This is a genomic window from Massilia cellulosiltytica (assembly GCF_047325105.1).
Taxonomy (GTDB): Bacteria; Pseudomonadota; Gammaproteobacteria; order Burkholderiales; family Burkholderiaceae_D; genus Telluria; species Telluria orientalis.
This window is the reverse complement of the sequence record NZ_CP168562.1, coordinates 3207145-3233707: the sequence shown is the minus strand read 5'-3', so window position 1 is coordinate 3233707 and position 26563 is coordinate 3207145. Positions and strand designations below refer to the sequence as shown.

Below are 26563 nucleotides of genomic sequence, written 5' to 3'. Positions count from 1 at the left end.
CCATGAGAGCGCTAACTCCGTCATGACGATTCGTCAAGGCGAGCGCTTGTAGACGCGCACGTAGTCGACCAGCATCTGCTGGGGGAAGGCGGTCGTCGCGTCCGGGTTGCCGGGCCAGGCGCCGCCGACGGCCAGGTTCAGGATCATGAAGAACGGGTGTTCGAACACCCAGTCGCCCGTGACGGTGTCGGGCCGCGCCGTGTGGTACAGGATGCCGTCGCGGTACCAGCGGATCTCGCGCGGTTCCCATTCGACGGCGTAGACGTGGTAGTCGTCGGCATACGTCCCCTTGTCGAGCCGCTGCGGCTTGCCGATGGCCTTGGCGCCACTGTAGCCGGGGCCGTGCAGCGTGCCGTGGACGAGGTCCGGCTCGCGGCCGATGTTTTCCATGATGTCGATCTCGCCGCAGCGGGGCCAGCCGGCCTGGCCGATGTCGGCCCCGAGCATCCAGAACGCGGGCCAGATGCCCTGCCCGCGCGGGATCTTGATGCGCGCCTCGTAGCGGCCATACGTGCGCTCGACCTTTCCCGCAGTCTTGATGCGCGCGGAGGTGTAGTGGCGTCCGCCGTGGTCTTCCTTGCGTGCTTCGATGACGAGATTGCCGCCATCGACACGCACGTTGTCGGGCCGGTCCGTATAGAACTGCAGCTCCTGGTTGCCCCAGCCGTTGCCGCCCGTCTCCGGGACCCATGTCGTGCGGTCCAGCGTGCGCCCGTCGAATTCGTCGTGCCAGTCCAGTACCCAGCCGGGCGGCTGGGTGAGCGTGGTTTGCGCTTGGGCCGCAGTCCCCGCAGAAAGGAAAACGGCAAGCACGGCGGCGATTCGTAAAGTGGACATGCGGTCTCCGCTTGGAAACGTTCCCAGACAATTTCGAATATAGCACCGCGGTTTTTTCGGTGTCAAACGTGCCCTGTTTTTCAGTGTGCCGTTTCGGCCACGCACTACTGAATATTCCGTTGACAATTGTTTTTTCTGAACATAAGATTCGACCAGCATATGGAAACGTTTCCAGAGATTGGAAACGATGTTGAAGCGGTGAAGAGAGATAAAAATAGAGGAGACCCAATGCATTACCCCAAGGCAAACCAAAAACTGATGAGCCTGGCTGTGGCGAGCGCCTGCGCCGCCCTGATCCCGGCCTACGCCCAGACGACCACGCCCGAAGACAGCCGCGGCGGCGACATCCCGACCACGTCGATCCAGCAGGTCACCGTCACGGGCCTGCGCCAGTCGCTGGCCTCGTCGCTGAACCTGAAGCGCCAGTCGGACGGTATCGTCGACGGCATCGTGGCCGAGGACATCGGCAAATTCCCCGACACGAACCTGGCCGAATCGCTGCAGCGCATCTCGGGCGTGTCGATCGACCGCGTGAACGGCGAAGGCCAGAAGATCACCGTGCGCGGCGTGGGTCCCGACTTCAACATGGTGCTGCTGAACGGCCGCCAGATGCCGACATCGAACCTCGGCGACCTGAATGGCCGCTCGTTCGACTTCTCGAACCTGGCGTCGGAAGCGATCTCGCAGCTGCAGGTCTACAAGACCAGCCGCGCCGAGACCCCGACCGGCGGCATCGGCGCCACCGTCAACGTGATCACCGCGCGTCCGCTCGACAAACTTGGCACGTATTCGAGCATCGGCATCAAAGCCGTGCACGACACGTCGAACCACAACCTGCCGGGCGACGTCAAGGCCAGCACCTCGACCACGCCGGAATTCTCGGGCATCTATTCGACGACGTCGAAAGATGGCCACTGGGGCCTGGGCCTCTCCGCCAGCTACCAGGAACGCAACCTGGGCTTCAACCAGGCGTCCGTCGGCAACGGCTGGAAGGGTCCGTTCCGTGGCGACGAGAACAACTGGGGCACGATCCCGCAGCCGGGTACCGCCGGTTCGGAAAATATCACGAACCGTCCGAAGCCCGGCGACATCTACCAGGTGCCGCAGAACCTGAACTACAGCATGACGGGCGTGAAGCGCCAGCGCACCAACGGCCAGTTGACCCTGCAGTGGCAGCCGGTCAAGGAGCTGACGACGACCCTCGACTACACGTACTCGGAAAACAAGCTGCAGACGAAGCGCAACGACGTCTCCGCCTGGTTCAACTTCGGCGCGTCGGCATCGTCGTGGACCAACGGCCCGATTGCCGCACCGCTCGTCTACACGGAATTCATCCCGGCCGGGAACAGCGACATCGCGATGGGCGGCGCCGACTTCGCCACCAAGACCCAGAACAAATCGCTCGGCTTCAACGCCCAGTGGCGTGCGACGAAAGACCTGAAGCTCGAGTTCGACGCGCACCGTTCGACCGCGGAATCGAAGGCGGACAGCCCGTTCGGCTCGAGCAATACGCTGGGCACCTCGAGCTTCTCGCGCGGCGACACGACGGCCGACTTCTCGCAGGAGTTCCCGGTCCTGTCGATCAAGGGCGCCGACTTCACGGGCGCGCCGCAGCAGGTCACCGGTTCCGTCTTCCAGAACGGCTACATGAAGGGCGAGGTCGACCAGCTCCAGTTCAAGGGCCGCCTGCGCATGCTGGAAGCGTCGAACCTGAACTTCGGCATCGGCACCGTCGAGGTCAAGAACCGCTCCGCGTTCTCCACGCAGCAGCGCGACGCCTGGACCGGCGCGACCAAGCCGTCCGACTACCCGAGCAGCCTGTGGCACGCCGACACGATCCGCCAGTACTTCGACCAGCTGGCCGGCAGCCAGAACCCGAACCTGTTCAACACCTTCTACACCTTCAACTTCGCGCAGGTGCGCGACGTGGTGTCGAAGGCGTCCGGCCTGCCCGCGCTGTACCTGCCGAAGAACACGTACGACACCGACCAGCGCACCGGCGAAAAATCGAAGAGCCTGTACCTGCAGTTCAACACGGACTGGGATACGGCGCTGCCGATGCACACCGCGATCGGCGTGCGCTACGAGAAGACGGACGTCGTCTCGACCGCGCTTGTGCCGGCGGCCACCGCCATCACGATGGTCTCCGCCAACGAATTCCCGGTCACGTTCGGCGCCCCGACGTTCACTACGCTGACCGGCAAGTACCACCACCTGCTGCCGTCGGTCGACTGGGACATGGACCTGCGCGCGGACATGAAGGTGCGCGCGAGCTATGGCGAGACCATCGGCCGTCCGCGCTACGACCAGATCGCCGGCGGCCAGATCCTGAATACGCTGGCGCGCGTCGACGGCGGCACCGGCTCGCAGGGCAACCCGGCGCTGAAGCCCGTGAAATCGAAGAACTTCGACCTGTCGTGGGAGTGGTACTACGGGAAGGACAGCTTCTTCTCCGTGAACGCGTTCTATAAAGACCTGGAGAATTACGCCGGCCAGTCGAAGATCGACGCCACGCCGTTCAACCTGCACACCCCGGTGGGCGGCGCGCTGTGGAGCGAAGCGTCGGCCGCCGGCTGCGGCACGGACCCGGCCTGCATCCGCAACTACATCTTCAGGAATCACCCGACCGCCCCGGGCGTGACGGTGACGGGCGTGGACAGCAGCGGCAACCCAACCGGCAACATCGTCGGCCAGCCGGGCGATCCGGTGGCGCACTTCCAGATCACGACGTTCTCGAACCAGAAGAAGGCAAGCCTGAACGGGCTGGAATTCAATCTCCAGCACATGTTCGGCAACACCGGCTTCGGCATCTCGGCGAACTACACGTACGTGCACTCCGGCCTGCGGTACGATAACGGCAGCGTGGGCGAACAGTTCGCACTGGTCGGGCTGTCCAACTCCGCGAACCTCGTCGGCATCTACGAGAACGACAAGTGGAACGTGCGCGCGGCCTACAACTGGCGCGGCGAATTCCTGTCGTCGACGTTCGACGGCGCGGGTCCGAACCCGAACTACGTGGAGCCGTACGGCCAGCTCGACCTGTCGGTCGGCTACAACGTCACGCCGAAACTGGTCGTGCAGTTCGAAGCCATCAACCTGACGAACGAGACGAGCCGCGTCCACGGACGGACGACGCAGCAGGCGCTGTACGTGACGCAGACCGGGCCGCGTTATATGCTGGGGGCACGCTACAAGTTCTAAGGGCCCGGGACCCTAAGACCGTCGTCCCCGCGAAGGCGGGGACGACGGGAATTTCGCGTACGATCAGTCTGCCGTAATCGGTTTCAGCGTATAAAAAGTTGTTCCAAAAGCAGCTTTTTCAGGTAGACTCATGCGGCCCACCGGAAAAAGGAAGCTGTGATGAGTAAACCCATCGAACACGTCGTGGTGGTCGGCGGCGGCTCCGCGGGCTGGCTGACGGCCGGCGTCCTCGCGGCCGAACACCCGCGCCTGACCGTCACGCTCGTCGAGTCGCCGGGCGTGCCGCCCATCGGCGTCGGCGAAGGCACGTGGCCGTCCATGCGCGAGACCCTGCAGCGCATCGGCGTCTCCGAAGCCGCGTTTTTCCGCGAATGCGATGCCGCGTTCAAGCAGGGCTCGCGCTTCGACCGCTGGGTCGACGGCAGCGACGGCGACGTCTATTTCCACCCCTTTTCCCTGCCCCAGGGCTATGGCGAGGCGAATCTCGTCGCAGCCTGGCAACGCGCGCACCGCGGCGTCCCGTTCGCGGACCTCGTCAGCTACCAGCCGCATTTATGCGTGCAGGGCCGCGCGCCGAAGCAGCCGCAGACGCCGGAATACGCCGGCGTCGCCAACTACGGTTATCACCTGGATGCCGGCAAATTCGGCGTCTTCCTGCAGAAGCACTGCGTGGACAAGCTGCGCGTGCGCCACGTGCTGGCCCACGTCGTCGACATTCTTTCGAACGACGATGGCGACATCGCCGCGCTGCGCACGCGCGAAGCGGGCCTGATCGAGGGCGATCTGTTCATCGACTGCACGGGCATGGCCGCGCTGCTGCTGGGCCGCCACTACGGCGTGCCGCTCGTGTCGCAGCGCGACGTGCTGTTCAACGACCGCGCCCTCGCCGTGCAGGTGCCCTATCCGACGGACGACACGCCCATCGCATCGCAGACGACGTCCACCGCCCAGTCGCACGGCTGGACCTGGGACATCGGCCTGCCCGCGCGGCGCGGCGTCGGCTATGTGTATTCCAGCGCCCACGTCGACGACAACGCGGCGGAGCAGACAATCCGCGCCTATCTTGCGTCCACCGGTATCACTGGCGAGATTCCCGCACCGCGCAAGATCGCGTTCGACCCGGGCTACCGCGCCCGCTTCTGGGAACGGAACGTGGTCGCGATCGGCCTGTCCGCGGGGTTCATCGAGCCGCTGGAAGCGTCCGCGCTCGCACTCGTGGAACTGTCCGCGAGCTGGCTGGCGGACGACCTGCCCGCCACGCGCGCGCAGATGGACACGATCGCCGCGCGCTTCAACGAGGCCTTCACGTACCGGTGGGAGCGCATCATCGACTTCCTGAAGCTGCATTACGTGCTGTCGAAGCGCACCGACACCGATTACTGGCTCGATCACCGCGCAGCGCGCACGCAGTCGCCGCGCCTGCGCGAGCTGCTCGCGCTGTGGCGCACGCGCGCGCCGTCGCGCCGCGACTTCCCGCGCATCGAAGAAATCTTCCCGTCCGCGAGCTGGCAGTACATCCTGTACGGGATGGGCTTCCGGCCCGAATTGACGGCGCGCGCATCGGACCTGCCCGAGCGTGCCGACCAGTATTTCCGCGAGGCCGCGCGACTCACCGCCCGCATGCTGCCGCAACTGCCCGCGAACCGCGAGATGCTCCACCACATCCGCCAGTTCGGCATGCCGCCGGGCTAGCGGAGACACCACCACAACACCAATAACGAGAGAGACTACCACCGATGGCCAACCATGCCCCCCTGAACAACGTCGACCACAAGAACCTGCGCGTGGTCACCACCCGCGGCGCGGCGTACGGCGACGCCGTGATGTCGGCGCTGACCTTCCCCGCCGAATTCCGCGACCTGCAGGCCTGCTACCCGATCGTCTTCGCGCAGGACGGCAACGGCGGCTACGACGCGCTCGCATTACTCGGCTTCGAACCGGGCGAAAACCTGTTCCTCGGCCCGAACGGCTGGGACGCGCCGACGATCCCGCTGACCATCGAACGCCAGCCGTTCATGATCGGCCGCAGCGGCGAGGAACTGTCCGTCCACATCGACCTGGACAGCCCGCGCGTGCGCGACAGCGGCATCGAGGGCGAGGCGCTGTTCCTGACCTATGGCGGCACGAGCGAATACCTGGAACGCATCAACTCCGTGCTGCGCACCATCCACGAAGGCCTCGCCGCATCGCGCGCGTTCGTCGCCGCGCTCGTCGAGCTGGAACTGATCGAATCGTTCGTGCTGGACGTGGAACTGGACGACGGCTCGCAGAACCGCCTGGCCGGCTTCTACACGATCAACGAAGACCGCCTCGCGAAGCTGACGGGCGAGCAGCTCGCGCGCCTGCACGACAACGGCTATCTGCAGGCCATCTACATGGCGGTGGCGTCGCTGGCGCAGTTCCGCGGCCTGATCCAACGGAAGAATCGCGCCAATGACGTCCTCCGTTAAACATGTCCGCGAGGTGGCGGCAGTCGACGGCAAGCTGCCGGACGAGATGCTGCGCGCGACGCGGCCCTACATCGTACGCGGCCTCGCGGCCGACTGGCCCCTCGTGCAAAGAGGACGCGCGTCGGCGGAAAGCGCCGACGCCTACCTGCGCCGGTTTTATCGCGACGCGACCGTCAACGCGATGCTCGGCCCCCCGCAGATCGGCGGCCGCTTCTTCTACAACGACACGATCACGGGCTTCAACTTCCACAACGTGCGCGGGCGGCTCGACCAGGTGCTGGACGAACTGGCCGAGCACCGCAAGCGGCCGGATCCCGGCGCGATCTACGTGGGCTCGACGTCGATCGACGGCGCCCTGCCCGGCCTGCGCGCCGACAACGACCTGGACCTGGGCGGCCGCAACCCGCTGGCCAGCATCTGGATCGGCAACCGCACCGTCGTCGCCACGCACTACGACCTGCCCGACAACATCGCCGTCGTCGCGGTCGGCGAGCGGCGGTTCACGCTGTTCCCGCCCGACCAGTTGAACAACCTGTACGTCGGCCCGCTCGATTTCAACCCGGCCGGCCAGGCGATCAGCCTCGTCGACGTGCGCAACCCGGACTTGGAGCGCTTCCCGCGCTACGCCGAGGCGCTGCAGCATGCCGAAGTGGCCGAGATGGGGCCGGGCGACGCGCTGTTCATCCCGTCGATGTGGTGGCACCACGTGGAAGCGCTGTCGGCGTTCAACGTGCTCGTGAACTACTGGTGGCGCCAGTCCCCGGACTACATGGACACGCCGACGAACGCGCTGATGCTGGCGATCCTGACGATGCGCGACCTGCCGCCCGAGCAGCGGCGCGCGTGGCAGGACATCTTCCGCCATTACATCTTCGAGCCGGACCCCGCGAACCTCGCGCACATTCCCGAGAATGCGCGTTATGCGCTGTCGCCGCTCGACGAGGACGGCGCGCGCGTCCTGCGCGGCCAGCTGCTGCGCCGGATCAACCGATAAGACTAAAGACTACGACGCGTCTAACGACGACAAAGCGTACAAGCCAGGAGTAGAGACATGGAGAACAACAACCAACAAGGGCGCGGCCGCCCGATCCGCCGCGTCGTCATCGCCGGCGGCGGCACCGCCGGCTGGATGGCCGCGGCGGCGCTGGCGCGCACCCTCGGCAAGGTCGTCGACATCAAGGTCGTCGAGTCGGACGACATCGGGGCCGTAGGCGTGGGCGAGGCGACGATCCCGAGCCTCGTGCATTTCCACCGCCTGCTCGACATCGGCGAACAGGAATTCATGGCCGCCACGCAGGCCACGTTCAAGCTGGGCATCAGTTTCGAAAGCTGGCGCGCACGCGGCGAAGACTACATCCACTCGTTCGGCATGACGGGGACGGACCACTGGACGGCCGGCTTCCAGCACTTCTGGCTGAAGGGCCGCGACCGCGGCCTCTCCAGCGACTATGGCGACTACTGCCTGGAACTGGTCGCATCGCAGGAAAAGCGCTTCGGCCACCTGCCGAACCAGGGCATCAACTACGCCTACCACCTGGACGCGACGCGCTACGCCCGCTACCTGCGCCGCTTTTCCGAACACTTCGGCGCCGAGCGCATCGAAGCGAAGATCGCGAAGGTCGACACCGATCCGGCCACGGGCCACATCACCGCGCTCGTGCTGGACTCCGGCACGCGCGTCGAGGGCGACCTGTTCATCGACTGCACGGGCTTCCGCTCGCTGCTGCTGGGCCAGACGATGGGCGTGGAGTACGAAGACTGGTCGCAATGGCTGTTCAACGACTGCGCCATCGCCGTGCAGACGGAATCCACCGGCCCGGCCGTGCCGCTGACGCGCTCGATGGCGCACGACTGGGGCTGGCAATGGCGCATCCCGCTGCAGCACCGCACGGGCAACGGCGTCGTGTTCTCCAGCCGCTACACGGACGAAGCCACGGCACGCGCCACGCTGCTCGGCAACGTCGAGGGCAAGGTCCTCACGGAGCCGCGCGTGATCCGCTTCACGCCGGGCCAGCGCAAGAAGGTCTGGGTCGGCAACTGCATCGGCCTGGGTCTCGCGAGCGGCTTCCTGGAGCCGATCGAATCGACGAGCATCCACCTGATCCAGCGCGGCATCGTGCGCCTGCTGCAGACGTTCCCGACTTACGGCATCCAGCAGGCGGACGTCGACGAATTCAACGTGCAGACCGAGGAAGACATCCGCACGATCCGCGACTTCATCATCCTGCACTACAAGGTCACGAACCGGCGCGACACGCCGTACTGGCACGACGCGGCATTGATGCCGGTGCCGGACAGCCTGCAGCACCGCATCGACCTGTTCCGCGGCGGCGCCCGCGTGTTCCGCGAAGGGAACGAACTGTTCGCGGAAAACTCGTGGGTGCAGGTGATGCTGGGCCAGGGCCTCACGCCCGAACGCTGGCATCCGAGCGCGGACCTGATGGGCGACGACGAGCTGCGCGGCTTCCTGGACGGCATCAGGAACGGCGTACGCCGCACCGTCTCGCAACTCCCGCCGCACCAGCAATACGTGGAGCGCTACTGCCCGGCGGGCAAACCGTGACGGCGGCGGCCGGCAGCTTCGCCGACACCAGGCGGCACTACCCCGTCCTCGACGGCCTGCGCGGCGTCGCGGCGCTGACGGTCGTCGCGTTCCACCTGTGCGAAGCGCATGCCGTGAACCGCTTCGCCCAGGTGATCAACCACGGCTACCTGGCCGTCGACTTCTTCTTCCTGCTGTCCGGCTTCGTGATCGGCTACGCCTACGACGACCGCTGGCGCCGCATGTCGCTGGGCGAATTCTTCCAGCGCAGGCTGATCCGCCTGCATCCGATGATCGTCGTCGCGATGGTCATCGGCGCGTTGATGTTCTACTTCCAGGCCGGGCCGCTGTTCCCGATGATCGCGGACACACCGCTGTGGCGCGTGCTGCTGATCATGGTCATCGGCATGACCCTGCTGCCGGTGCCGCCGTCCATGGACCTGCGCGGCTGGGCCGAAATGCATCCCCTGAACGGCCCGGCGTGGTCGCTGTTCTTCGAATACGTGGCGAACGTGCTGTACGCGCTGGTGCTGCGGCGGCTGCCGAACCGGATCCTCGGCGCGCTCGCGCTGCTGGCCGGCGCGGCACTCGTCCATTACCTGCTGACGGGGCCGAACGGCGACGTGATCGGCGGCTGGTCGCTGGACCCCGTCCAGTTCCAGCTCGGGTTCACCCGCCTGGCTTATCCGTTCTGCGCGGGACTGCTGCTGTCGCGCGTCGTGCGGCCCGGTCGCATCGCGCAGGCATTCCCGATCAGCGCCGTGATCCTGTTCGCTACGATGGCGTTGCCGCGCATCGGCGGTCCCGACACCCTGTGGATGAACGGCCTGTACGAAGCCGTGTGCATCGTCGCCGTGTTCCCGTTCGTCGTCTGGCTCGGCGCCAGCGCTCCGGCCAGCGCGCGCACGGCCAGCGTGTGCGCCGCGCTGGGGGGACTGTCGTATCCGCTGTACATCATCCACTACCCGTTCGTGTACACGTACACGGCCTGGACCAATGCGAATCACGTGCCGCTGCGCGACGGCCTGCCCGTCGCCGCGGCCACCTTCGCCGCCTGCGTCGCGCTGGCGTGGCTGCTGCTGAAGTATTACGACGAGCCGGTACGCGCCTGGCTCACGCGGCGCTGGATGGACCGCAAGCCGGCGGTCGCCGCGCCGGCCACGAACGGCTGATCAGCCCTGGCCGAGGTGCTCGTACAGGATCAGCGACCCGATCGCGATCAGTACGAGCCCGCCCACGACCTCGGCGCGCTTGCCCACCAGCTTGCCGAGGCCGCGTCCCACCATCACGCCGAGCGTCACCATGATGAACGTCGACAGGCCGATCGCGCCGGCCGTCGTGATGATGTTCGCGTCGATGAATGCGAGACCCACGCCGACGGCCATCGCGTCGATGCTCGTCGCGAAACCGGTCACGGCGAGCAGCCAGAAGGAGTGGCTCGTGGGTTTGTCGTCCTCGTCGTCGTCCGCGCCGCCCAAGCCTTCGCGCATCATGCGCAGGCCGAGCACGCCCAGCAAGGTGAACGCGATCCAGTGGTCCCACGCCTGCACATACGGCGCCGCCCAGTGGCCCAGCGCCCAGCCGATGACGGGTGTGAGGCCTTCGATCACGCCGAAGATGGCGCCCGTGCGCAGGGCTTCGCGGAAATGGGGACGTTGCAGCGCGGCGCCCTTGCCGACGGCGACGGCGAATGCGTCGGTGGACATGGCGAGGGCGAGTGCTGCAGTGGCGAGGAGATTCATCGTGGTTCCAGTCGGGCAAACGCGAAGGCATGCCGGCGCGGCCCGATGAACGCGCAGGCATACCAAAGGTCTTGCCAACCGAAACGGCTGCCCGTACCACGTCAGCCAGGGCTGTCGAGTATGTTGATACGGGAACTTCCGCGCGGGCGGAAGCAGGCTACTCCCCAATGGGATGCCGGCATTCTACTGCAAAGGTGCCGCCATGGCCAGTCTCAGGCGGTGGTCGCTCCCTGGCGATGCAGGTTCGCATACTTCACGCCGAAGTACAGGATGAAGCCATAGCAGGCGGCCGGCACGAAGAACGACGGCTGCACGCCGATGCGGTCGGCCAGCCAGCCTTGCAGGAATGGCACGATGGCGCCGCCCACGATCGCCATGCACAGGATGCCGGAACCCTGGCCCGTGTGGCGTCCGAGGCCGTGCAGCGCCATGCTGAAGATCGTCGGGAACATGATCGAATTGCACAAGCCGACGGCGAGGATCGCCCACATCGCGGCCTGGCCCCGGCCGAAGATCGCGGCCAGCACGAGCGCGATGGCCAGCAGCGCGTTGAACGCGAGCGCCTTGCCGGGGCTGACGACGCGCATGACGGTAAAGCCGATGAAGCGCCCGATCAGCGCCCCGCCCCAGTACACGCTGACATAGCTCGCCGCCTGCGCCGCCGGCATCCCGGCCACCTGCTTCTCGCCGAGGAAATTGACGAGGAAGCTGCCGATGCTGACTTCGCCGCCCACGTACAGGAAGATGGCGACGGCGCCCAGCACGAGATGACGATAATGCAGCGCGGAGCCGACGGCACCGGCCGCGGGAACGTCTGCCTCGGCATGGTCGATGCGCGGCAGCCGGGCCAGCGCGAACAGTGCGGCGAGGAGCGCGAGCGCCGCGGCGAGCGCGAGATACGGCCCCTGCACGGCAGCCGCCTGGTCGGCCGCGACGGTGCTCGTGCCCGCGAGGATCAGCATGCCGCCCAGCGCCGGGCCCACGGTCGTGCCCAGCGAGTTGAATGCCTGCGTGAGCGTCAGCCGGCTCGATGCCGTCGCGGCCGGGCCGAGCACCGTCACGTACGGGTTCGCGGCCACCTGCAGGATCGTGATCCCGGCAGCCAGCACGAAGAACGCGAACAGGAACAGGCCGTAGCCGCCCTGCGCGGCCGGATAGAACAGCGCGCAGCCCCCGGCCGCGATCAGGAGGCCCGTGACGGCGCCCTTCTGGTAGCCGATGCGGCGGATCAGCGCGCCGGCCGGCAGCGACACGATGAAATAGGCGCCGAAGAAGCAGAACTGCACGAGCATCGCCTGCAGGTAGTTCAGCGTGTAGATCGCCTTCAGGTGCGGGATCAGCACGTCGTTCAGCGACGTGAGCAGGCCCCACATGAAGAACAGGATCGTGACGATGACGAGCGGACCGGTGTTGGTCGCGCGCGCAGTCGATGCCGCGGTCACGGACACGGTCGGGTTGGGGGAAGCTGCCATGGATTCTCCTTTGTTATGGTTTTGGTGTTCAGTGCGGGACACGGTCCGATGACGAGCCACGCCGGCATGCGCGCCAGCCAAGCCCGCAACCGGCCCTTGCCCTCGCAGCGGGCATCGGTGCCGCCGCTGTCGGCCGGCAGGCGCAAGCCGCTTATCGCAGGTCCTCGCATCGGACGGTGGCGGCGCCCGCGGTCACGTCGACGTTGCCGAAGGCGGCCGTGAAAGCGCCGTCGCTCGTCACGCGGAACGGCGTGTCGATTCTCGCCAGGTCCACGCCGCGCGCGCGGAAGCAGGCCAGCGGGATCGCGACCTCCTGCCGACCCTTGCCGGCCAGGCCCGTGAACAGCCTGGTTGCATCCAGCGGCGTGCCGCAGGCGGTGCCGCCACAGGCCATCGCGATCGTCACCTTGCCGGCGGGCGCCTGCTGCACGATCGTGTCGAAGCGCAGCACGCCCTTGTCCGCCAGCGCGGCCGGCAGCGCGAGCGGCTTGCTGCCGTGCGCCTCGAACGCCGCCGGTGCCGTCCACGTGACGAGCTTCGCATCCTGCTGCGTCTTGATCTGGGCGATGGCCACCGCGATGCCCGGCAGGCTCGTACCCGCATTGAGGTCGGCGCCCAGCGGCTGCACGGCCGTGCCGCTGACGATCCGCAGCGGGAAGCTGGCCCGATCCGCCTGGCCGTACACCGGATACGTATCGGACGCGCTGCAGCCGCCGGGCGGATACGTCGCATCCAGCATGCCGATATGCGAACGCTGGCCGCGCTTAAGGCCGTAGCCGTACGCGAACAGCGGCGCATAGCCGGCCTCGCCCACGTTCAGCGGCGTCTGGCACACGGATTTCGGCCAGGAGAACGATAGCTTGCCCTTGAACTCATAAGGCTTCGCGCCCTTGCCGGTGACGAGCAGGTCGGACACGCCCTTGCCTTCCGTGCCCGGCAGCCAGGCGGCGACGAACGTGTCCGACAGGTTCAGCAAATCGTTCACCCACAGCGGGCGGCCGGACAGGAACACGGTCACCACGGGCTTGCCCTTGCCGTGCACTTTCTGCAGCACCGCCAGGTCTTCCGGATAGCGGCTCGAATGGCGCAACGTCCCGGACGGCACGATATCGCCGTCGCCTTCCGCATAGGGCGCCTCGCCGATCACGGCGATGACGGCGTCGAACCTGGCCGGATCCACGCCGGCGGCGTCCGCGCTGTACGTGACGTCCGCGCCGGCTGCCTTCAACCCCGCGAGGATCGTCTCGGCCTTCGGGAAGTCGGCGTTCGTGTTCGCCGTGCCCTGCCACGTCAACGCCCAGCCGCCCGTCTGGTTGGCCATGCTGTCGGCGGCCTTGCCGACGACGAGGATGCGCTGGTTCGTGGCCAGCGGCAGCGCCGGTCCTTCGTTCTTCAGCAGCACCAGCGATTCGCGCACCGCGCGGCGGCCCAGGTCCTTCGCGAGCAGCGCGTCGTCCTTGCCGGCCCATGCGGATTGCGACGGGCGCTTGTCGAACACGCCGGCGCGCAGCTTCACGCGCACGATGCGGCTGACGGCGTCGTCGATGCGCGCCATCGGAATGCGGCCCGCCTCGACGTCCCTGATCGTATTGGAAATGAAGGCCTTCCAGTCGTTCGGCACCATCACCATGTCGATGCCCGCGTTGATGGCCTGGGCGCAGCCGTCGTTGCGGCAGCCCGGCACTTCGCCGTGTCCGTTCCAGTCCGTGACGACGAACCCGTCGAAGCCCATCTTGTCCTTCAGGATATCGGTGAGCATATAGCGGCTGCCGTGCACCTTGCCGTAGTCCTTGCCGGCCGCCACGTCGTTCCATGAATTGAACGAGGCCATGACCGTCTGCGCGCCCGCCTCGATGCCGGCGTAGTATCCCTGCGCGTGGATATTCATCATGTCGCGCTCGCCGACCTTCGCGACCCCCATATTGATGCCGAACTCCGTGCCGCCGTCGGCCATGTAGTGCTTGATGCTGGCGATGACGTTCGCGTCGCCCTTCAGCGCGCCCTGCAGGCCCGTCACGTACGGACCGGACAGGCGCCGCACCAGTTGCGGGTCTTCCGAAAAGCTTTCGTAAGTGCGCCCCCAGCGGTCGTCGCGCACGACGGCGACGGTCGGGCCGAACACCCATGCGATGCCCGTCGCGCGCACGGCCTTGCCCGTCGCGGCGCCGATGGCCTGCACCAGTTCCGGGTCGCGCGCCGCGCCGAGGCCGATATTGTGGGGGAACATGGTGGCGCCGTAGACGTTGTTGTGGCCGTGGACCGCGTCCGTGCCCCAGATCATCGGGACCTTGACCGCCATGTCCGTCGCCATCGAGGCGTCGTAGAACGCGTCGGCCAGCTTCAACCAGTCGCCGGCGCTCGCGTGCTTGTCGTTGTGCGGCCAGCTGCCGCCGCCGTTCAGCACGGAGCCGAGGTAGTACGTGCGCATGTCGTCCGGCGTCACGGCCTTGAGTTCGGCCTGCGTCATCTGGCCGATCTTCTGCGCGAGCGTCATGCGGCCGACGATCTCGCGCACGCGCGCCTCGAGGGCGGCGTCGGGCGCGATCGCGCTCTTCAGGTGCGGCCAGGCCGTGATCTGCGGCGCGGCCGTCGCGCAGAACGCGGCGGCGGCCAGCGCGGACGCGACGGCGAGCCGGATGTGGCTGGGGCGATGGGTGGTCATGCGGGGTCTCCAGGGGCGGTTCGTTATCGAGAGGGGTCGATTGGAAACGATTCCAATCGACCCGGCAGATATTGACCTCAAACGCGCGCGCTGTCAATCACCCGCTCCCGTTCACAGCCCCCGCAGGAACGTGCGATACCATTTCGCGCTGTCCTTCAGCCGGCGCTCCTGCGTGGCGTAATCCACGTGCACGAGGCCGAAGCGGCGCAGATAGCCTTCCGCCCACTCGAAATTGTCCAGCAGGCTCCACGCGAAATAGCCTTTCACGGGCACGCCATCGGCCACGGCCTGGCGCAGCGCGGCCAGGTGGCGCATCAGGTAGCGTCTGCGTTCGACGTCGCGCACGGCACCGTCGCCCGTCACCACGTCGTCGTAGCACGAGCCGTTTTCGGTCACGTACAACGGGCCGGGACGGTAGTCGCGGTCGACCCGGGCCAGCAGCTCGGACAGGCCCTGCGGCGCCACGGGCCAGCCCATTGCCGTGATCTCCCCTTGCGCCGGCAGGATGCGGGCGCCGAGCGGGCCGTGGTCCGGATCATGCGCGACCGTCTCCGGGAAGTAGTAGTTCACGCCGAGGAAGTCGGTCGGCACGGCGATGTCGTCCAGGTCGCCCGGCAGCACGACGGGCGCCGCCTTGCCCACTTGCGCGAGCGTCGCTTCCGGATAGCCGCGGCCGTACAGCGGGTCGAGGAACCAGCGGTAGCGCAGGCCGTCGTGGCGATCCATCGCGGCGACGTCCTCCGGCGCGGCGCTCGCGGGCCGCAGCGGGTGCAGGCTGAGCGAGATGCCGACCTGCGCGCCGGGCACGTTCGCGCGGATCACGGGCACCGCCCTGCCGTGCGACAGCAGCACGTGGTGCGCGACCTGCAGCGCCGTGCCGAGGTCCGTCAGGCCCGGCGCATGCCAGCCCTCGTAATTGCCGATGATGGCCGTGCACCACGGCTCGTTGTGCGTGATCCAGTGGGCCACGCGGTCGCCGAGGCGGCGCGTCACCGCGTCGGCCATGTCCACGAACGCGTCGACCGTGTCGCGCGACGCCCAGCCGTCGCGGTCCTGCAGCCATTGCGGCAGGTCCCAGTGGTACAGCGTGGCCCACGGCTGCAGGCCCCGCTCCAGCATGCCGTCGACGAGGCGGTCGTAGAAATCGAGGCCTTTCGCATTCGGTGTGTCGCTCACCCCGTCGCAGATGCGCGGCCATGCGATCGAGAAGCGGTAGGCGTTCAGGCCCAGGTCGCGGCCGATGTCGAGGTCCGCCGGCCAGCGGTGGTAATGGTCGCAGGCGACCGCGCCGGAGGAACCGTCGCGGATCTTGCCGGGCGTCGCCGCGAACCGGTCCCAGATCGATTCGACCCGGCCGTCCACGGTGCCGGCGCCCTCGATCTGGTACGACGACGTGGCGCAGCCCCACAGGAAATCGGAGCCGAAGTCGGCGCGCTGCGGCGCCTGCGGTTCCGGGCCGTCGGCGCCCGGGAAGATATCGTAGGTGGTCATCGTGATGTGTGTCGTTGTGATTGGAAAGCTTTCCAGAGGCGCCGCAAAAAAAGGCGCGCATGCGGCGGCGCGCCGGATCGGGAAGTCGGGTCAGGCGGCCTTTCGCTTCGCGCTCGGGGCCTTGGCCAGCGAGGCGCGCAACGTCACGCTGACGGGGAATTCGCGCGTGACGGGACGGCGCATGTCGTAGCACAGGTTCAGCAAGGCGTTGATGCCGTTCTGCGTCATCTCGCGCCACGGCATGTGCACGGACGTGAGGCGCGGCGCGGAGAAGGCGGCGCTCGGCGTGTCGTCGTAGCCCAGCACGGACAGGTCGTGCGGCACGCGAATGCCCGCCTCCTGGAAGTACGACAGTGCGCCCACGGCCATCTCGTCGTTCGCGCAGAACAGCGCCGTGCACGGGTAGCCCGAGTCGAGCAGTTGCTTGGCCGCGGCCCAGCCGCCGGCCGGCGAAAAGTCGCTCTCCAGGCGCCAGATCTTCGCGGGGTCGATGCCGTTGTCGCGCAGCTCGCTCATGAAGCCGTCGATACGGGCGCGGTTGTCTTCCAGCTGGCGCGGGCCTTCGACGACGGCGATCTTGCGGTGCTTGTGGTCCAGCAGCGCGCGCGCCGCGAGGCGGCCGCCCAGCGTGTGGTCGACGGTGAAGCACTGGTCGGACATGGAATCGAAACTGTGGTTCAGCGCGACGAGCTGGCCGGACTTGGCGCCCAGCGCGGCCACGTCTTCTTCCAGCAGCGCGCTCGTCATCACCACGAGGCCGTCGCAGCCGCGTTCGACGAGGAATTCGACGCCCTCGATGGCCTGGCGGCGCTCGTCGCCGAGCCCTACGCCGAACGCGAGCACCATGTGCACGCCGGCCGCGCGCAGTTCCGTGTCGATGATCTGCAGGATCGGCGTGTAGAACGTCCCGCTCAGCACGGGGATGTACACGCCGACCATGCGGCTCGTGCCGGACAGCAGCGCGCGCGCCGCGTGCGACGGCCGGAAGCCCAGCTCGTCGATTGCCTTCTTCACGCGTGCCAGCGTCGCCGGCGACACGGAGCCCTTGCCGCTCACCACGCGCGACGCGGTGCCCAGTCCCACGCCGGCCAGCTTCGCTACGTCCTTGATAGTTGCCACAAACTCTTCCTCAATGCTGTCGATTCGTCCGAAGGATACTGCATTTGCCGCCTTCCAAGGCGGCTTCTCGTCGTTGCCGTGTCTAGAGGCGATTTCCGGTGACCGGGTCGAACAGCGACACCCGCGCCGTGTCGATCGAAAAGGCCACGCGCTCGCCCGGCGCGTAGCTGCGGGCATCGTGCACGAGCGACGCCAGCGTCGCCTTCCCGCGGCGCAGCCACACGACCTGGTGGTTGCCCATCGGTTCCACCAGCGTCACTTCGCCGACGAAGTCGCCGTCGGGCTGGATCGCCACGTGCTCGGGGCGGATGCCCAGCACCGCGGACCGTCCGGCGGGACGCGACGCGTCTTCCTGCAGGTAGCGCATGCCGTCCGCCTCGAAACGTCCCTGCGCGTCCAGCGTCCCTTCGACGAACGCCATCGCCGGCGCGCCGAGGAAGCCCGCGACGAAGCGGTTCGCGGGTCGCTCGTACACGTCCAGCGGCGTGCCGATCTGCTGGATTTCTCCGCCCTGCATGACGACGATGCGGGTCGCGAGCGTCATCGCTTCCACCTGGTCGTGCGTCACGTAGATCATCGTCGAGCCGAGCGTCTGGTGCAGTAACTTGAGTTCGCGGCGCAGTTCCGCGCGCAGCTTGGCGTCCAGGTTCGACAGCGGTTCGTCGAACAGGAACACCTGCGCCTCGCGCACGAGCGCGCGCCCGATCGCGACGCGCTGCCGCTGGCCGCCCGACAGCTGCGCGGGCTTGCGGCGCAGCAGCGCATCCAGCTGCAGCATGGCGGCGGCGCGGTCCACGCGGCGGCGGATCTCGGCCTTCGGCGTGCCGGCGATGCGCAGGCCGAACGACATATTGTCCTCGACCGTCATCGTCGGGTACAGCGCATACGACTGGAACACCATGCCGATCCCGCGCTCGCTGGGATCGGCGTCGGTCATGTCGCGGCCGCCGATCTCGATGGCGCCGGAATCGCTGTCGACGAGGCCCGCGATACTGTGCAACAAGGTCGACTTGCCGCAGCCGGAGGGACCGAGCAGCACGAGGAATTCGCCCGGTTCCACGCACAGGTCGAGGTCGCGGATGATGGGCTTGCCGCCCAGGACGATGTTCAGTTTGCGCAGCGAGACGTTCGCCATTCCCTATCCTTTCACGGCGCCGGCGGCGATGCCGCGCACGAACCAGCGGCCCGAGACGAAGTACAGTGCGAGCGGCACGAGCGCGGTGAGGATCGTCGCCGCCATGTTCACGTTGTACTGCCGCACCCCGGTCGTCGTGTTGATCACGTTGTTCAGCTGGACCATCATCGGCATGTTGTCGCGCCCCGCGAACACGAGGCCGAGGATGTAGTCGTTCCACACGCCCGTCACCTGCATGATCGCCGCGACGACGACGACCGGCAGCGACATCGGCAGCATCACCTGCAGGAAGATGCGCCAGAACCCTCCGCCGTCGATGCGCGCGGCCTGGAACAGCTCATGCGGCACGTTGCAGTAGTAATTCCGGAACAACAAGGTCATGACGGGCATGCCGAAGACGAGGTGCACGAGCACGATCGCGGGCAGGCTGCCGAAGATGCCGGCCAGCGCCATCACGCGCACGAGCGGGTAGATCATCACCTGCACGGGCACGAACGCGCCGGCCAGAAGGATCCCGAACAGCAGGTTCGCGCCGCGCGGCCGCCAGAACGACAGCGCGTAGCCGTTCACGGCGCCCAGCAGGATGGTCAGGATCGTCGACGGCACGGTGATGGCGACGGAATTCCAGAAGCCGGTACGCACGCCGTCGCACGCGGCGCCCGTGCACACGCCGCTCCATGCGAGGCGCCACGGCGCCAGCGTCGGCGCGTGCGGCAGCGCGAAGATGCCGCCCTGGCGGATCTCGTCCATCGACTTCAGCGACGTCACGATCATCACGTACAGCGGCAGCAGGAAGAACAGCGCGGCGCCCAGCAGGAACACGTAAAGGCCGATGCGGGCCGGCGTCCAGCGGCGGCGCGCGCGCCGGGCCGCCTTCGATGGCGCGGCGCCGGCCGGCACGGCCGGCAACGGCGGGACGATCGATTCCATTTTCATGCGGCCTCCTTGCGGCTGCGGGCATAGGCATAGGGCGCGAGCAGCGCGAGCACCGGCACGAGCAGCACGATCGCGCCGGCCGACGCCAGGCCCACGTTCGAGCGCAGGAACAGGTGGTCCATGATGAACTTGGCCGGCACCTCGCTGGCGATGCCGGGGCCGCCCTGCGTCATCGCGACGACGGCATCGTACAGCTTCGCCACCGCGGTCGCCAGCAACAGCAGGACGGTGGCGATCGTCGGCCACAGCATCGGCACGATGATCTGGGCGTACACGCGCCACGCGGGGATGCCGTCCAGGCGCGCCGCCTTCCAGATTTCCGGATCGACGCCGCGCAGGCCCGCCAGCATCAGCGCCATCACGAGTCCGGACATCTGCCACACGGTGGCGATGACGACGGTGTAGATGGCGAAGTCCTGCGACACGATCCAGTCGAAGCGGACGTCGTGGAATCCGAGCGCGCGCAGGCTGCCGTCGATGCCGTCGCCCGGCGTGAGCAGCCATTGCCACACGAGGCCTGTCGCCACGAACGACATCGCGTACGGGTACAGGAAGATCGTGCGGAACACACCCTCGCCCCTCATTTTCCACATCGCGTTCTGGTCGATGAATACCGCGAGCAGGAAACCGATCACGAGGCAGGCCAGCACGAACAGCACGCCGTACGCGGCCAGGTTGTGCAGGGAAAGCATCCAGCGCTCGTTGTCTAACAGCCGGTGGTATTGGGCGAGGCCGATGAAGTGCCCGGATGGGAACGTGCGCGAACCGGTCAGCGAAATATAAAAGGTCCACAGGCCGGCGCCGAGATAGCCGAGTGCGGCGACGAGGGCCATCGGCAGCAGCGCGGCATAAGGCGTCGCACGGGAGAGCTTCAGGGTCGCCATGTCAGTAGCGCAGCGCCGACGCGATGCTGTTTTGGGCCCGTTCGACGGGCATGCTGGTGTTCCAGTAGGCGGTCAGCACGTCCTGCAGCGCGCCGTTCTGGTCCGGCGTCAGGTACACCTCGGCGACGCCGACGGGGCGCTTCGGATCGCGCAGGATCGCCATCCCCTTGCGCGCGCACGCGTCGAACTGGCTGTCGTCCGCATCGAGCCGCACGGGCACCGAGCCTTTCAGCTTGTTGAACGCGAGTTGCACGCCCGGCTTCTCGACCACGCTCGCGAGCAGTTTCTGCGCGCGCAGCGCACCCGCATCGTCCGTCTTGGGGAACACGAACACGTCGCCCTGGATCAGGTAGGGGCTGTCCGCGCCCAGGCCCGGCAGGCAGCCGAACTGGCGGCCCGGCGCCTGGCCGGCGGCGATGAATTCTCCCTTGGCCCAGTCGCCCATGATCTGCATGCCCGCCTTGCCGCCGATGACGAGCGCCGTCGCGTCGTTCCAGTTGCGGCCCGGCGACGCCGGATCGACGTAGCCCTGCAGGCGCTTGTACGCGACGAGGACCTTGCGAAATTCGGCGGAACGGATCGCGGCCTGGTCGCGGTCCCGGATCACCTTCAAATATAGCTCGCGCCCGCCCATGTTCGACAGGACCATCGAAAACAGCAGGATGTCCTGCCACGCCTGCCCGCCGTGCGCGAGCGGGATCACGCCCGCCGCCTTCAGCCTGTCGAGGGCCGCGAACAGCTCGTCCATCGTCGCGGGCTCGCGCGTGATGCCGGCCTTCGCGAACGCAGCCTTCGAGTACCAGATCCACGTCTGCATGTGGATGTTCATCGGCACGGCATACCAGTGGCCGCGCACCTTGATCACGTCCACGATGGGCGCGGGCAGCACCTGGTCCCAGCGGTCGCGCCGGGCGAGATCGTCGACGGGATTCAGCAGGTCTTCCTCGATGATGTCGAGGAACTGCTTCGACGTGTTGAACTGCGCGGCGGTCGGCGGATTGCCGCCGATGATGCGGTTGATGGTGACGGCGCGCGACTGGTCGCCGCCCGCGATGGCGGTGTCGACCCACGTGCCGCCGGCGTCGCGGTAGGCCTGCTCGACCTGCTTCACGGCGGCCGATTCGCCGCCGGACGTCCACCAGTGGATCACCTCGGCCCGTGGACCGGCATGCGCCGCGCTTGCGGTCGCGCACAGCCAGGCGCACAGTGAGGCGCACAGCAACGCCCTGCGGGTTCCGTACATGCTGTCTCCGTTATGGCGTCCTGGCGGGGCCGGCGCCTTTTTTATACGTATTCGGCATGCCATGGAAACGTTCCCATGGGCATGGTCCGACTATAACATCCCAAAAAAATCAGTGTCAAACAAAACAACGCCCTAGCCTGCCGCCTGCGCGCACACGGCTTGGACGTGGCGCCGCAGCCACGCGTGGACGGGGTCGGCATGCTGGCGCTGGTGCCAGCACTGTTCCACGTCCACGGCCGGCAACGCGAACGGCAGCGCAAACGTCTGCAGCGGCATCGTCGCCATCGCCCACTGCACGAACGGCGCCGGCATCACGGCGACGAAGTCGGACGCCAGGGCCATCGCCAGCGCGGCCTGGAATCCCGGCGCGACGAGGGCGACGGTGCGGCGCAGGCCCCGCTCGGCCAGGGCCACGTCGACCGCCGCGCACGAGCGCCGGCCGGGCGACGTGGCGATGTGCTGCCAGGCGACGAATGCCTCCGCCGTGATTCTGGCGCGGCGGCGCCCGGCGCACAAGGGGTGGCCGCGCCGCACGACGCCCACGAACGACGCCGTGAACAGCCGCTCGGTGAGGATGCCCGGCTCCGGCCCCTTCACGACCAGGATGTCGAGGTCGACCTCGCCGCTGCGCAGCGCGTCCGGATCCCGGCTCGCGCGCGGCAGGAACTGCAGCGCGGTGCCCGGCGCCTCGGCGCGCATCGCGGCTGCCAGCCTTGCGGCCCACGCGCCGGCGAAACCGTCGTTGGCGCGGATCGTAAACGTCCGTTCCAGGGTCGCGAAATCCACGCGCGGCGGCTGCAGCACGCCGCGCACCTGGTCGATGGCGTGGGTGACCGCCTCGCGCAGCGCCAGCGCGCGCGACGTCGGCACGAGGCCGCGCCCGGCCGGCACGAACAGCGGGTCGCCGAATGCATCGCGCAGCCGCGCGAGGCGGCGGCTCATCGCCGGCGCGCTCACGTGCAGGCGTTGTGCCGCGCCCGCCACGCTGCCCGCCTGCAGCAGGGCGTCGAGGTCGACGAGAAGATTGAGGTCGAGCGTCTGGAAGGTCATCGCGAATGCTGCATACGGTGCACGGGTTGCCTGCAAGGATATCACTTTACGCACGGCCCGCGGCCGGATGATGATGGCGGCATGAATACACTCTTCCCCCTGCTGGCCGTGTGCATCTGGACCGGCAACACGCTGGTCACCAAATCCGCGGCCACCGCCATCGCCCCGGCCGCCATCGCCTTTTACCGTTGGGTGCTCGCCGGCGCGATCCTCACGCCGTTCGTCGCGCGCGCCGTGTGGCACAAGCGCGCCGTCGTGGTGCGGCACTGGCGCAAGCTCGCGCTGCTGGGCGCCCTCGGCATGGCGACCTACCAGGGACTGGCCTACGAGGCGGCGCGGACGACGACGGCGATCAACATGGGCGTGATCGTCGCCACGATGCCGCTGATGTCTGCGCTGCTGGCCGCGGCGGCCGGCGGCGAGCGTCCGACGCGGGCAACGATCGGCGGCGCCCTGCTGTCGCTGGCCGGCGTGGTCGTCCTCGCGGCGCAGGGTGCGCCGGCGCGGCTGCTCCACGGCGGACTGCATCCCGGCGATGCGTTGATGGTCGTCGCCGTCGCGTCGAACGCCGTGTATGGCGTCCTGCTCAAGCGCTGGGCGCTGCCGCTGTCGACCTGGGAACAGCTGTACGTCCAGATCGGCTTCGGCGTACTCTGCCTCGCGCCGTTCTGGTGGTGCGCGCCCGCCTCGCCGGTCACGGCCGCCAACCTGCCGCTGGTCCTGTACGCCGGCACCGCCGCGTCGATCGGGGCGCCGTTCTGCTGGATGAACGGCATCAAGCGGATCGGTCCCGCGCGCGCCGCCGTCTTCATGAATCTGCTGCCGCTGCTGGTCGCGCTGGGCGCGTGGGGATTGCTGGGCGAACGGCTGCACGGCTACCACGCGGCCGGCGGTGCGCTCGTGCTGGCCGGGCTGCTGTGGAGCCAGCGCCGCTCACGGCTTCACTGAGGTTTCACGAAGGCTTCCCGCAGCATGTCGAACAGCGTGCGCGCGGCCGGGGCCATCGTGTGGTTGCGCTTGGCGATCAGGCCCAGGGTCCGGTGGATGGCCGGGTTCACGAGCGGCACGCCGACGATCGTGTCCTGACGGCCCGGCAGCACGGACAGGCCGGGCACGGCGGCCACGCCCATCCCCGCCTCGACGAGGGCCAGCACACCGGACACGTGGTTCACCTCGCACAGGATCACCGGGTGCTTTTCGACGCCGGCCAGCGCCGCGTCGATGACGGTACGGTTGCCGCTCGACGTCGCGACCGAGATGTAGCGCTCGTTCATGGTCTCCTTCCAACTCAGCTCCTTGCGGCCCGCGAGCGGATGGCTGCTGCGCATCGCCAGCACATAGCTCTCCACGTAGATCGGCGCGAACTCGATCTCCGGGTTTTCCGCGCCGGTGAAGTTGATGCCGAAATCCGCTACGCCCGCCAGCACGAGGTTCAGCACGTCCTGCGCGCTCTCGTCGTGCACGCGCACGCGGATGCGCGGGAAGCGCTCGCTGAAGCGCGCCAGCACGTCCGGCAGGAAGTGCCACACGGCGGACGGCACGCACGCGAGCGTGACGGAGCCGGTGCGATGGGCCGCGAGGTCGGCCACGCCGAGCACCGCGTCTTCCAGGCCGTCCAGCGCCGTTCGCACGTTGACGAGGAAGGTCTGGCCGACGTTCGTCAGCTGCACGCGGCGCGTGGTCCGTTCGAACAGCTTGACGCCCAGGCTGTCCTCGAGCTTGTCGATGCGCCGGCTCAGCGCCGACTGGGACAGGAACAGGTCGGCCGCGGCCTGCCGGAAGCTGGCCCGTTGCGCCACGGCCACGAACGCCTGCAAGTCATGAAGATCGTAATTGATGCGCATGACGCAAGAATACGCTGGAAATTTGCAATTATCAAATCATTCGTTTTATCGGATGATCTAGCCACTTACCCATCAGCCTCGCCAAGAAGGCATCACAAGGAGACACCGTGCGCCAATCCTGCGCCCTCACCGTATTGCTGCTTGCCAGCGGCACCAGCCTCGCCCAGACCAGCGTCAATCTCTACGGCATCGTCGACGTCGGCCTGCGCGCCGTCGACGGCCTGGCCGGCAGCACGACATCCGTCGCGAGCGGCGTGAACCAGACCAGCCGCTGGGGCCTGCGCGGCCAGGAAGATCTCGGCAGCGGCTGGAAGGCCGTGTTCCGGCTCGAAGGCGGCATCAACGCCGACACCGGCACGCAGGCCAAGAGCGACCGCCTGTTCGACCGCCAGGCCTGGGCCGGCCTCGACTCCCCCTACGGCCAGCTCGCCCTTGGACGCCAGGCCAACCTGATCTCCGACGCGCTGGTCCCCGTCGACCCGCTCGGCAAGCGCGACGCGTCGTTCAACCCGAACATCAACGTGGCGGGCCTCTCGAACACGGCGTTCGGCACGCATGCGTTCGGGCGCCAGTATGGTCCGAGCGGCTACGCGGACAACTTCTACCGCCTGGACAACATGATCAAGTACACGGCGACCGTGGGGCCGTGGCAGGCGCGCGCCGCGTATTCGGCGGGCGAAGTGGCCGGCGATGCGGGCGCGTCGAGCAGCCATGGCGTCGCGCTCGCGTACCAGCACCCGGACTGGGTCGTCTCCGGCGCGACGATGCAGTTCCGCAGCCGCGACGGCCTGCCGCTCGATGCGTGGAGCCTCGGCGCCGCCGTCCGGCTCGGCGCCTGGCAGGTGAAGGCCAACGCGGCGCGCAACGATGCGGACACCGGACCGGCCAGGTCCGTGCATCAGCGCGTGCTGTCCGCGGGCGTGAGCCGCCCGCTGGGGCGCGACCTGCTCGTGACGACCGCCTGGTACAGCGTGCGGCGCGAGGCCACCGGCTACGTCGACGACGGCTTCGACCGCGGCTTCCTGTTCGTCGAAAAGACGCTCGCGCCGCGCACCACGGCGTATGTGGAAGCCGACTACACGGCCTGGCGCGGCGATGCCGCGTCGAAGGACCGCCACGGCACGGGCGTCACGCTCGGCCTCATGCAGAAATTCTGACAAGGAGACCCTTATGTACATCAAGACCACCCTGGCCGCCCTCGCCTTCGCCACCGCCGGCATCGCCCACGCCACCGACGTGCACGTCGTCAGCTCGGGCGGTTTCGCCCAGGCCTACAAGGACTTGTCCGGGCCGTACGAGCGCGCGAGCGGCGACAAGCTCGTGTCCGAGTGGGGCCCGTCGATGGGCGCGACGAAGCATGCGATTCCCGCGCGCCTGGCGCGCGGCGAACATATCGACGTCGTCATCATGGTCGGCGACGCACTGGACAAGCTGATGGCCGAAGGGAAGCTCGAACCGGGCAGCAAGGTCATCCTCGCCGATTCCCCGATCGCGTGCGCCGTGCGCCATGGCGTGCCGAAGCCCGACATCGGCACCGTCGATGGCCTGCGCCAGGCCTTCCTGCATGCGTCGAAGGTGGCGTACTCGGACAGCGCGAGCGGCGAATACATCAAGCGCGAGCTGCTGGACAAACTGGGCATCCAGCAGCAGATGCAGGGCAAGGCCGCGCAGATCCCGGCCACGCCGGTGGGCGAGATCATCGCGCACGGCGAAGCCGATTTCGGCTGCCAGCAAAGGAGCGAGCTGAAACCCGTGCAGGGTATCGACATCGTCGGCGTGCTGCCGGCCGAAGTCCAGTTGAAGACGCAGTTCGCCGGCGCCATCGTGCGCGGCGCTCCCCACGCGGACGCGGGCCGCGCCCTGCTCCGCTTCCTCGCGGCCCCCGCGAACGCGCCCGCCATCGAGGCCACCGGACTCGAACCCGCCGCGGCGCGGCACTGAACCCACTCCGGAGA

Annotated in this window: 21 protein-coding genes; 9 read left to right on the top strand and 12 right to left on the bottom strand. The window is 67.8% G+C overall.

All coding sequences use genetic code 11. From position 1 onward, the window contains the following. Positions 1–33: 33 nt before the first annotated feature. Complete coding sequence (locus ACEN9H_RS14130) at positions 34–837, bottom strand: family 16 glycosylhydrolase (RefSeq protein WP_413675269.1); 804 nt, start codon at positions 835–837, stop codon at positions 34–36. A 258-nt stretch (positions 838–1095) separates the two neighbouring features. Between ACEN9H_RS14130 and ACEN9H_RS14125 the strand changes: the two genes are divergently transcribed. The 6 genes from ACEN9H_RS14125 to ACEN9H_RS14100 all read left to right on the top strand — a co-directional run bounded on the left by ACEN9H_RS14125 (position 1096) and on the right by ACEN9H_RS14100 (position 10202). Then, entirely contained in the window at positions 1096–4038 is a 2943-nt protein-coding gene (locus ACEN9H_RS14125; RefSeq protein ID WP_413675268.1) for a TonB-dependent receptor, read from the top strand. A gap of 159 nt (positions 4039–4197) precedes the next feature. After that, complete coding sequence (locus ACEN9H_RS14120) at positions 4198–5730, top strand: tryptophan halogenase family protein (protein WP_413675267.1); 1533 nt, start codon at positions 4198–4200, stop codon at positions 5728–5730. A 44-nt stretch (positions 5731–5774) separates the two neighbouring features. Further along, positions 5775–6488 carry a SapC family protein gene (locus ACEN9H_RS14115; protein ID WP_413675266.1) on the top strand — a complete coding sequence of 238 codons (714 nt, stop codon included), beginning with the start codon at positions 5775–5777 and terminating at the stop codon, positions 6486–6488. Continuing rightward, positions 6472–7482, top strand: coding sequence for a cupin-like domain-containing protein (locus ACEN9H_RS14110; RefSeq protein ID WP_413675265.1), 1011 nt, complete (start codon positions 6472–6474; stop codon positions 7480–7482). The genes ACEN9H_RS14115 and ACEN9H_RS14110 overlap by 17 nt, the downstream gene beginning before the upstream one ends. Positions 7483–7539: 57 nt before the next feature. Next, positions 7540–9051, top strand: coding sequence for a tryptophan halogenase family protein (locus tag ACEN9H_RS14105; protein WP_413675264.1), 1512 nt, complete (start codon positions 7540–7542; stop codon positions 9049–9051). Beyond that, the gene (locus ACEN9H_RS14100) at positions 9048–10202 is read left to right on the top strand and encodes an acyltransferase family protein (RefSeq protein WP_413675263.1); all 1155 of its coding nucleotides are present in this window, start codon (positions 9048–9050) and stop codon (positions 10200–10202) included. The genes ACEN9H_RS14105 and ACEN9H_RS14100 overlap by 4 nt, the downstream gene beginning before the upstream one ends. On the opposite strand, the gene mntP is transcribed toward ACEN9H_RS14100, so the two are convergent. From mntP to ACEN9H_RS14050, 10 genes are all read right to left on the bottom strand, one after another. Beyond that, on the bottom strand, positions 10203–10772 hold the full coding sequence (gene mntP, locus ACEN9H_RS14095) for a manganese efflux pump MntP (protein WP_160410427.1): 570 nt from the start codon (positions 10770–10772) through the stop codon (positions 10203–10205). It lies immediately after the preceding gene. Between the two features lie 212 nt (positions 10773–10984). After that, the gene (locus tag ACEN9H_RS14090; protein ID WP_413675262.1) at positions 10985–12244 is read right to left on the bottom strand and encodes a sugar MFS transporter; all 1260 of its coding nucleotides are present in this window, start codon (positions 12242–12244) and stop codon (positions 10985–10987) included. A gap of 151 nt (positions 12245–12395) precedes the next feature. Further along, positions 12396–14906: a glycoside hydrolase family 3 N-terminal domain-containing protein gene (locus tag ACEN9H_RS14085; protein WP_413675261.1), complete on the bottom strand. Its 2511-nt coding sequence runs from the start codon at positions 14904–14906 to the stop codon at positions 12396–12398. Between the two features lie 111 nt (positions 14907–15017). Beyond that, a complete protein-coding gene (locus ACEN9H_RS14080; protein ID WP_413675260.1) occupies positions 15018–16397 on the bottom strand; it encodes a GH1 family beta-glucosidase in 1380 nt (459 codons plus the stop codon). 90 nt (positions 16398–16487) lie between these two features. Continuing rightward, positions 16488–17516 carry a LacI family DNA-binding transcriptional regulator gene (locus tag ACEN9H_RS14075; protein WP_371766362.1) on the bottom strand — a complete coding sequence of 343 codons (1029 nt, stop codon included), beginning with the start codon at positions 17514–17516 and terminating at the stop codon, positions 16488–16490. Positions 17517–17598: 82 nt separating this feature from the next. Next, positions 17599–18651 carry an ABC transporter ATP-binding protein gene (locus ACEN9H_RS14070; RefSeq protein WP_413675259.1) on the bottom strand — a complete coding sequence of 351 codons (1053 nt, stop codon included), beginning with the start codon at positions 18649–18651 and terminating at the stop codon, positions 17599–17601. 3 nt (positions 18652–18654) lie between these two features. After that, positions 18655–19581 (bottom strand): carbohydrate ABC transporter permease, encoded by a 927-nt coding sequence (locus tag ACEN9H_RS14065; RefSeq protein ID WP_413675580.1) that lies wholly within the window; start codon positions 19579–19581, stop codon positions 18655–18657. A 2-nt stretch (positions 19582–19583) separates the two neighbouring features. After that, a complete protein-coding gene (locus tag ACEN9H_RS14060) occupies positions 19584–20471 on the bottom strand; it encodes a carbohydrate ABC transporter permease (protein ID WP_413675258.1) in 888 nt (295 codons plus the stop codon). A gap of 1 nt (position 20472) precedes the next feature. Continuing rightward, positions 20473–21714, bottom strand: a complete 1242-nt coding sequence (locus tag ACEN9H_RS14055; RefSeq protein ID WP_413675257.1) for an ABC transporter substrate-binding protein — start codon at positions 21712–21714, stop codon at positions 20473–20475. A gap of 132 nt (positions 21715–21846) precedes the next feature. Further along, on the bottom strand, positions 21847–22764 hold the full coding sequence (locus ACEN9H_RS14050) for a LysR family transcriptional regulator (protein WP_413675256.1): 918 nt from the start codon (positions 22762–22764) through the stop codon (positions 21847–21849). Between the two features lie 81 nt (positions 22765–22845). Here ACEN9H_RS14050 and ACEN9H_RS14045 point away from each other — a divergent pair, with 81 nt between their 5' ends. Beyond that, positions 22846–23712 (top strand): DMT family transporter, encoded by an 867-nt coding sequence (locus tag ACEN9H_RS14045; protein WP_413675255.1) that lies wholly within the window; start codon positions 22846–22848, stop codon positions 23710–23712. On the opposite strand, the gene ACEN9H_RS14040 is transcribed toward ACEN9H_RS14045, so the two are convergent. After that, positions 23706–24608 (bottom strand): LysR substrate-binding domain-containing protein, encoded by a 903-nt coding sequence (locus ACEN9H_RS14040; protein ID WP_413675254.1) that lies wholly within the window; start codon positions 24606–24608, stop codon positions 23706–23708. The genes ACEN9H_RS14045 and ACEN9H_RS14040 overlap by 7 nt on opposite strands. A 107-nt stretch (positions 24609–24715) precedes the next feature. Between ACEN9H_RS14040 and ACEN9H_RS14035 the strand changes: the two genes are divergently transcribed. Together ACEN9H_RS14035 and ACEN9H_RS14030 are read left to right on the top strand one after the other, a co-directional pair. Next, positions 24716–25765 (top strand): porin, encoded by a 1050-nt coding sequence (locus tag ACEN9H_RS14035; protein WP_413675253.1) that lies wholly within the window; start codon positions 24716–24718, stop codon positions 25763–25765. A gap of 13 nt (positions 25766–25778) precedes the next feature. After that, positions 25779–26549, top strand: coding sequence for a substrate-binding domain-containing protein (locus ACEN9H_RS14030; protein ID WP_413675252.1), 771 nt, complete (start codon positions 25779–25781; stop codon positions 26547–26549). Positions 26550–26563 lie beyond the last annotated feature (14 nt).

Excerpts from the sequence above, each read along its gene's own strand:
- ACEN9H_RS14130 (WP_413675269.1), bottom strand. The coding sequence starts at position 837 with ATGTCCACTTTACGAATCGCCGCCGTGCTTGCCGTTTTCCTTTCTGCG.
- ACEN9H_RS14125 (WP_413675268.1), top strand. The coding sequence starts at position 1,096 with ATGAGCCTGGCTGTGGCGAGCGCCTGCGCCGCCCTGATCCCGGCCTAC.
- ACEN9H_RS14120 (WP_413675267.1), top strand. The coding sequence starts at position 4,198 with ATGAGTAAACCCATCGAACACGTCGTGGTGGTCGGCGGCGGCTCCGCG.
- ACEN9H_RS14115 (WP_413675266.1), top strand. The coding sequence starts at position 5,775 with ATGGCCAACCATGCCCCCCTGAACAACGTCGACCACAAGAACCTGCGC.
- ACEN9H_RS14110 (WP_413675265.1), top strand. The coding sequence starts at position 6,472 with ATGACGTCCTCCGTTAAACATGTCCGCGAGGTGGCGGCAGTCGACGGC.
- ACEN9H_RS14105 (WP_413675264.1), top strand. The coding sequence starts at position 7,540 with ATGGAGAACAACAACCAACAAGGGCGCGGCCGCCCGATCCGCCGCGTC.
- mntP (WP_160410427.1), bottom strand. The coding sequence starts at position 10,772 with ATGAATCTCCTCGCCACTGCAGCACTCGCCCTCGCCATGTCCACCGAC.
- ACEN9H_RS14090 (WP_413675262.1), bottom strand. The coding sequence starts at position 12,244 with ATGGCAGCTTCCCCCAACCCGACCGTGTCCGTGACCGCGGCATCGACT.
- ACEN9H_RS14085 (WP_413675261.1), bottom strand. The coding sequence starts at position 14,906 with ATGACCACCCATCGCCCCAGCCACATCCGGCTCGCCGTCGCGTCCGCG.
- ACEN9H_RS14080 (WP_413675260.1), bottom strand. The coding sequence starts at position 16,397 with ATGACCACCTACGATATCTTCCCGGGCGCCGACGGCCCGGAACCGCAG.
- ACEN9H_RS14070 (WP_413675259.1), bottom strand. The coding sequence starts at position 18,651 with ATGGCGAACGTCTCGCTGCGCAAACTGAACATCGTCCTGGGCGGCAAG.
- ACEN9H_RS14065 (WP_413675580.1), bottom strand. The coding sequence starts at position 19,581 with ATGGAATCGATCGTCCCGCCGTTGCCGGCCGTGCCGGCCGGCGCCGCG.
- ACEN9H_RS14060 (WP_413675258.1), bottom strand. The coding sequence starts at position 20,471 with ATGGCGACCCTGAAGCTCTCCCGTGCGACGCCTTATGCCGCGCTGCTG.
- ACEN9H_RS14055 (WP_413675257.1), bottom strand. The coding sequence starts at position 21,714 with ATGTACGGAACCCGCAGGGCGTTGCTGTGCGCCTCACTGTGCGCCTGG.
- ACEN9H_RS14050 (WP_413675256.1), bottom strand. The coding sequence starts at position 22,764 with ATGACCTTCCAGACGCTCGACCTCAATCTTCTCGTCGACCTCGACGCC.
- ACEN9H_RS14045 (WP_413675255.1), top strand. The coding sequence starts at position 22,846 with ATGAATACACTCTTCCCCCTGCTGGCCGTGTGCATCTGGACCGGCAAC.
- ACEN9H_RS14040 (WP_413675254.1), bottom strand. The coding sequence starts at position 24,608 with ATGCGCATCAATTACGATCTTCATGACTTGCAGGCGTTCGTGGCCGTG.
- ACEN9H_RS14030 (WP_413675252.1), top strand. The coding sequence starts at position 25,779 with ATGTACATCAAGACCACCCTGGCCGCCCTCGCCTTCGCCACCGCCGGC.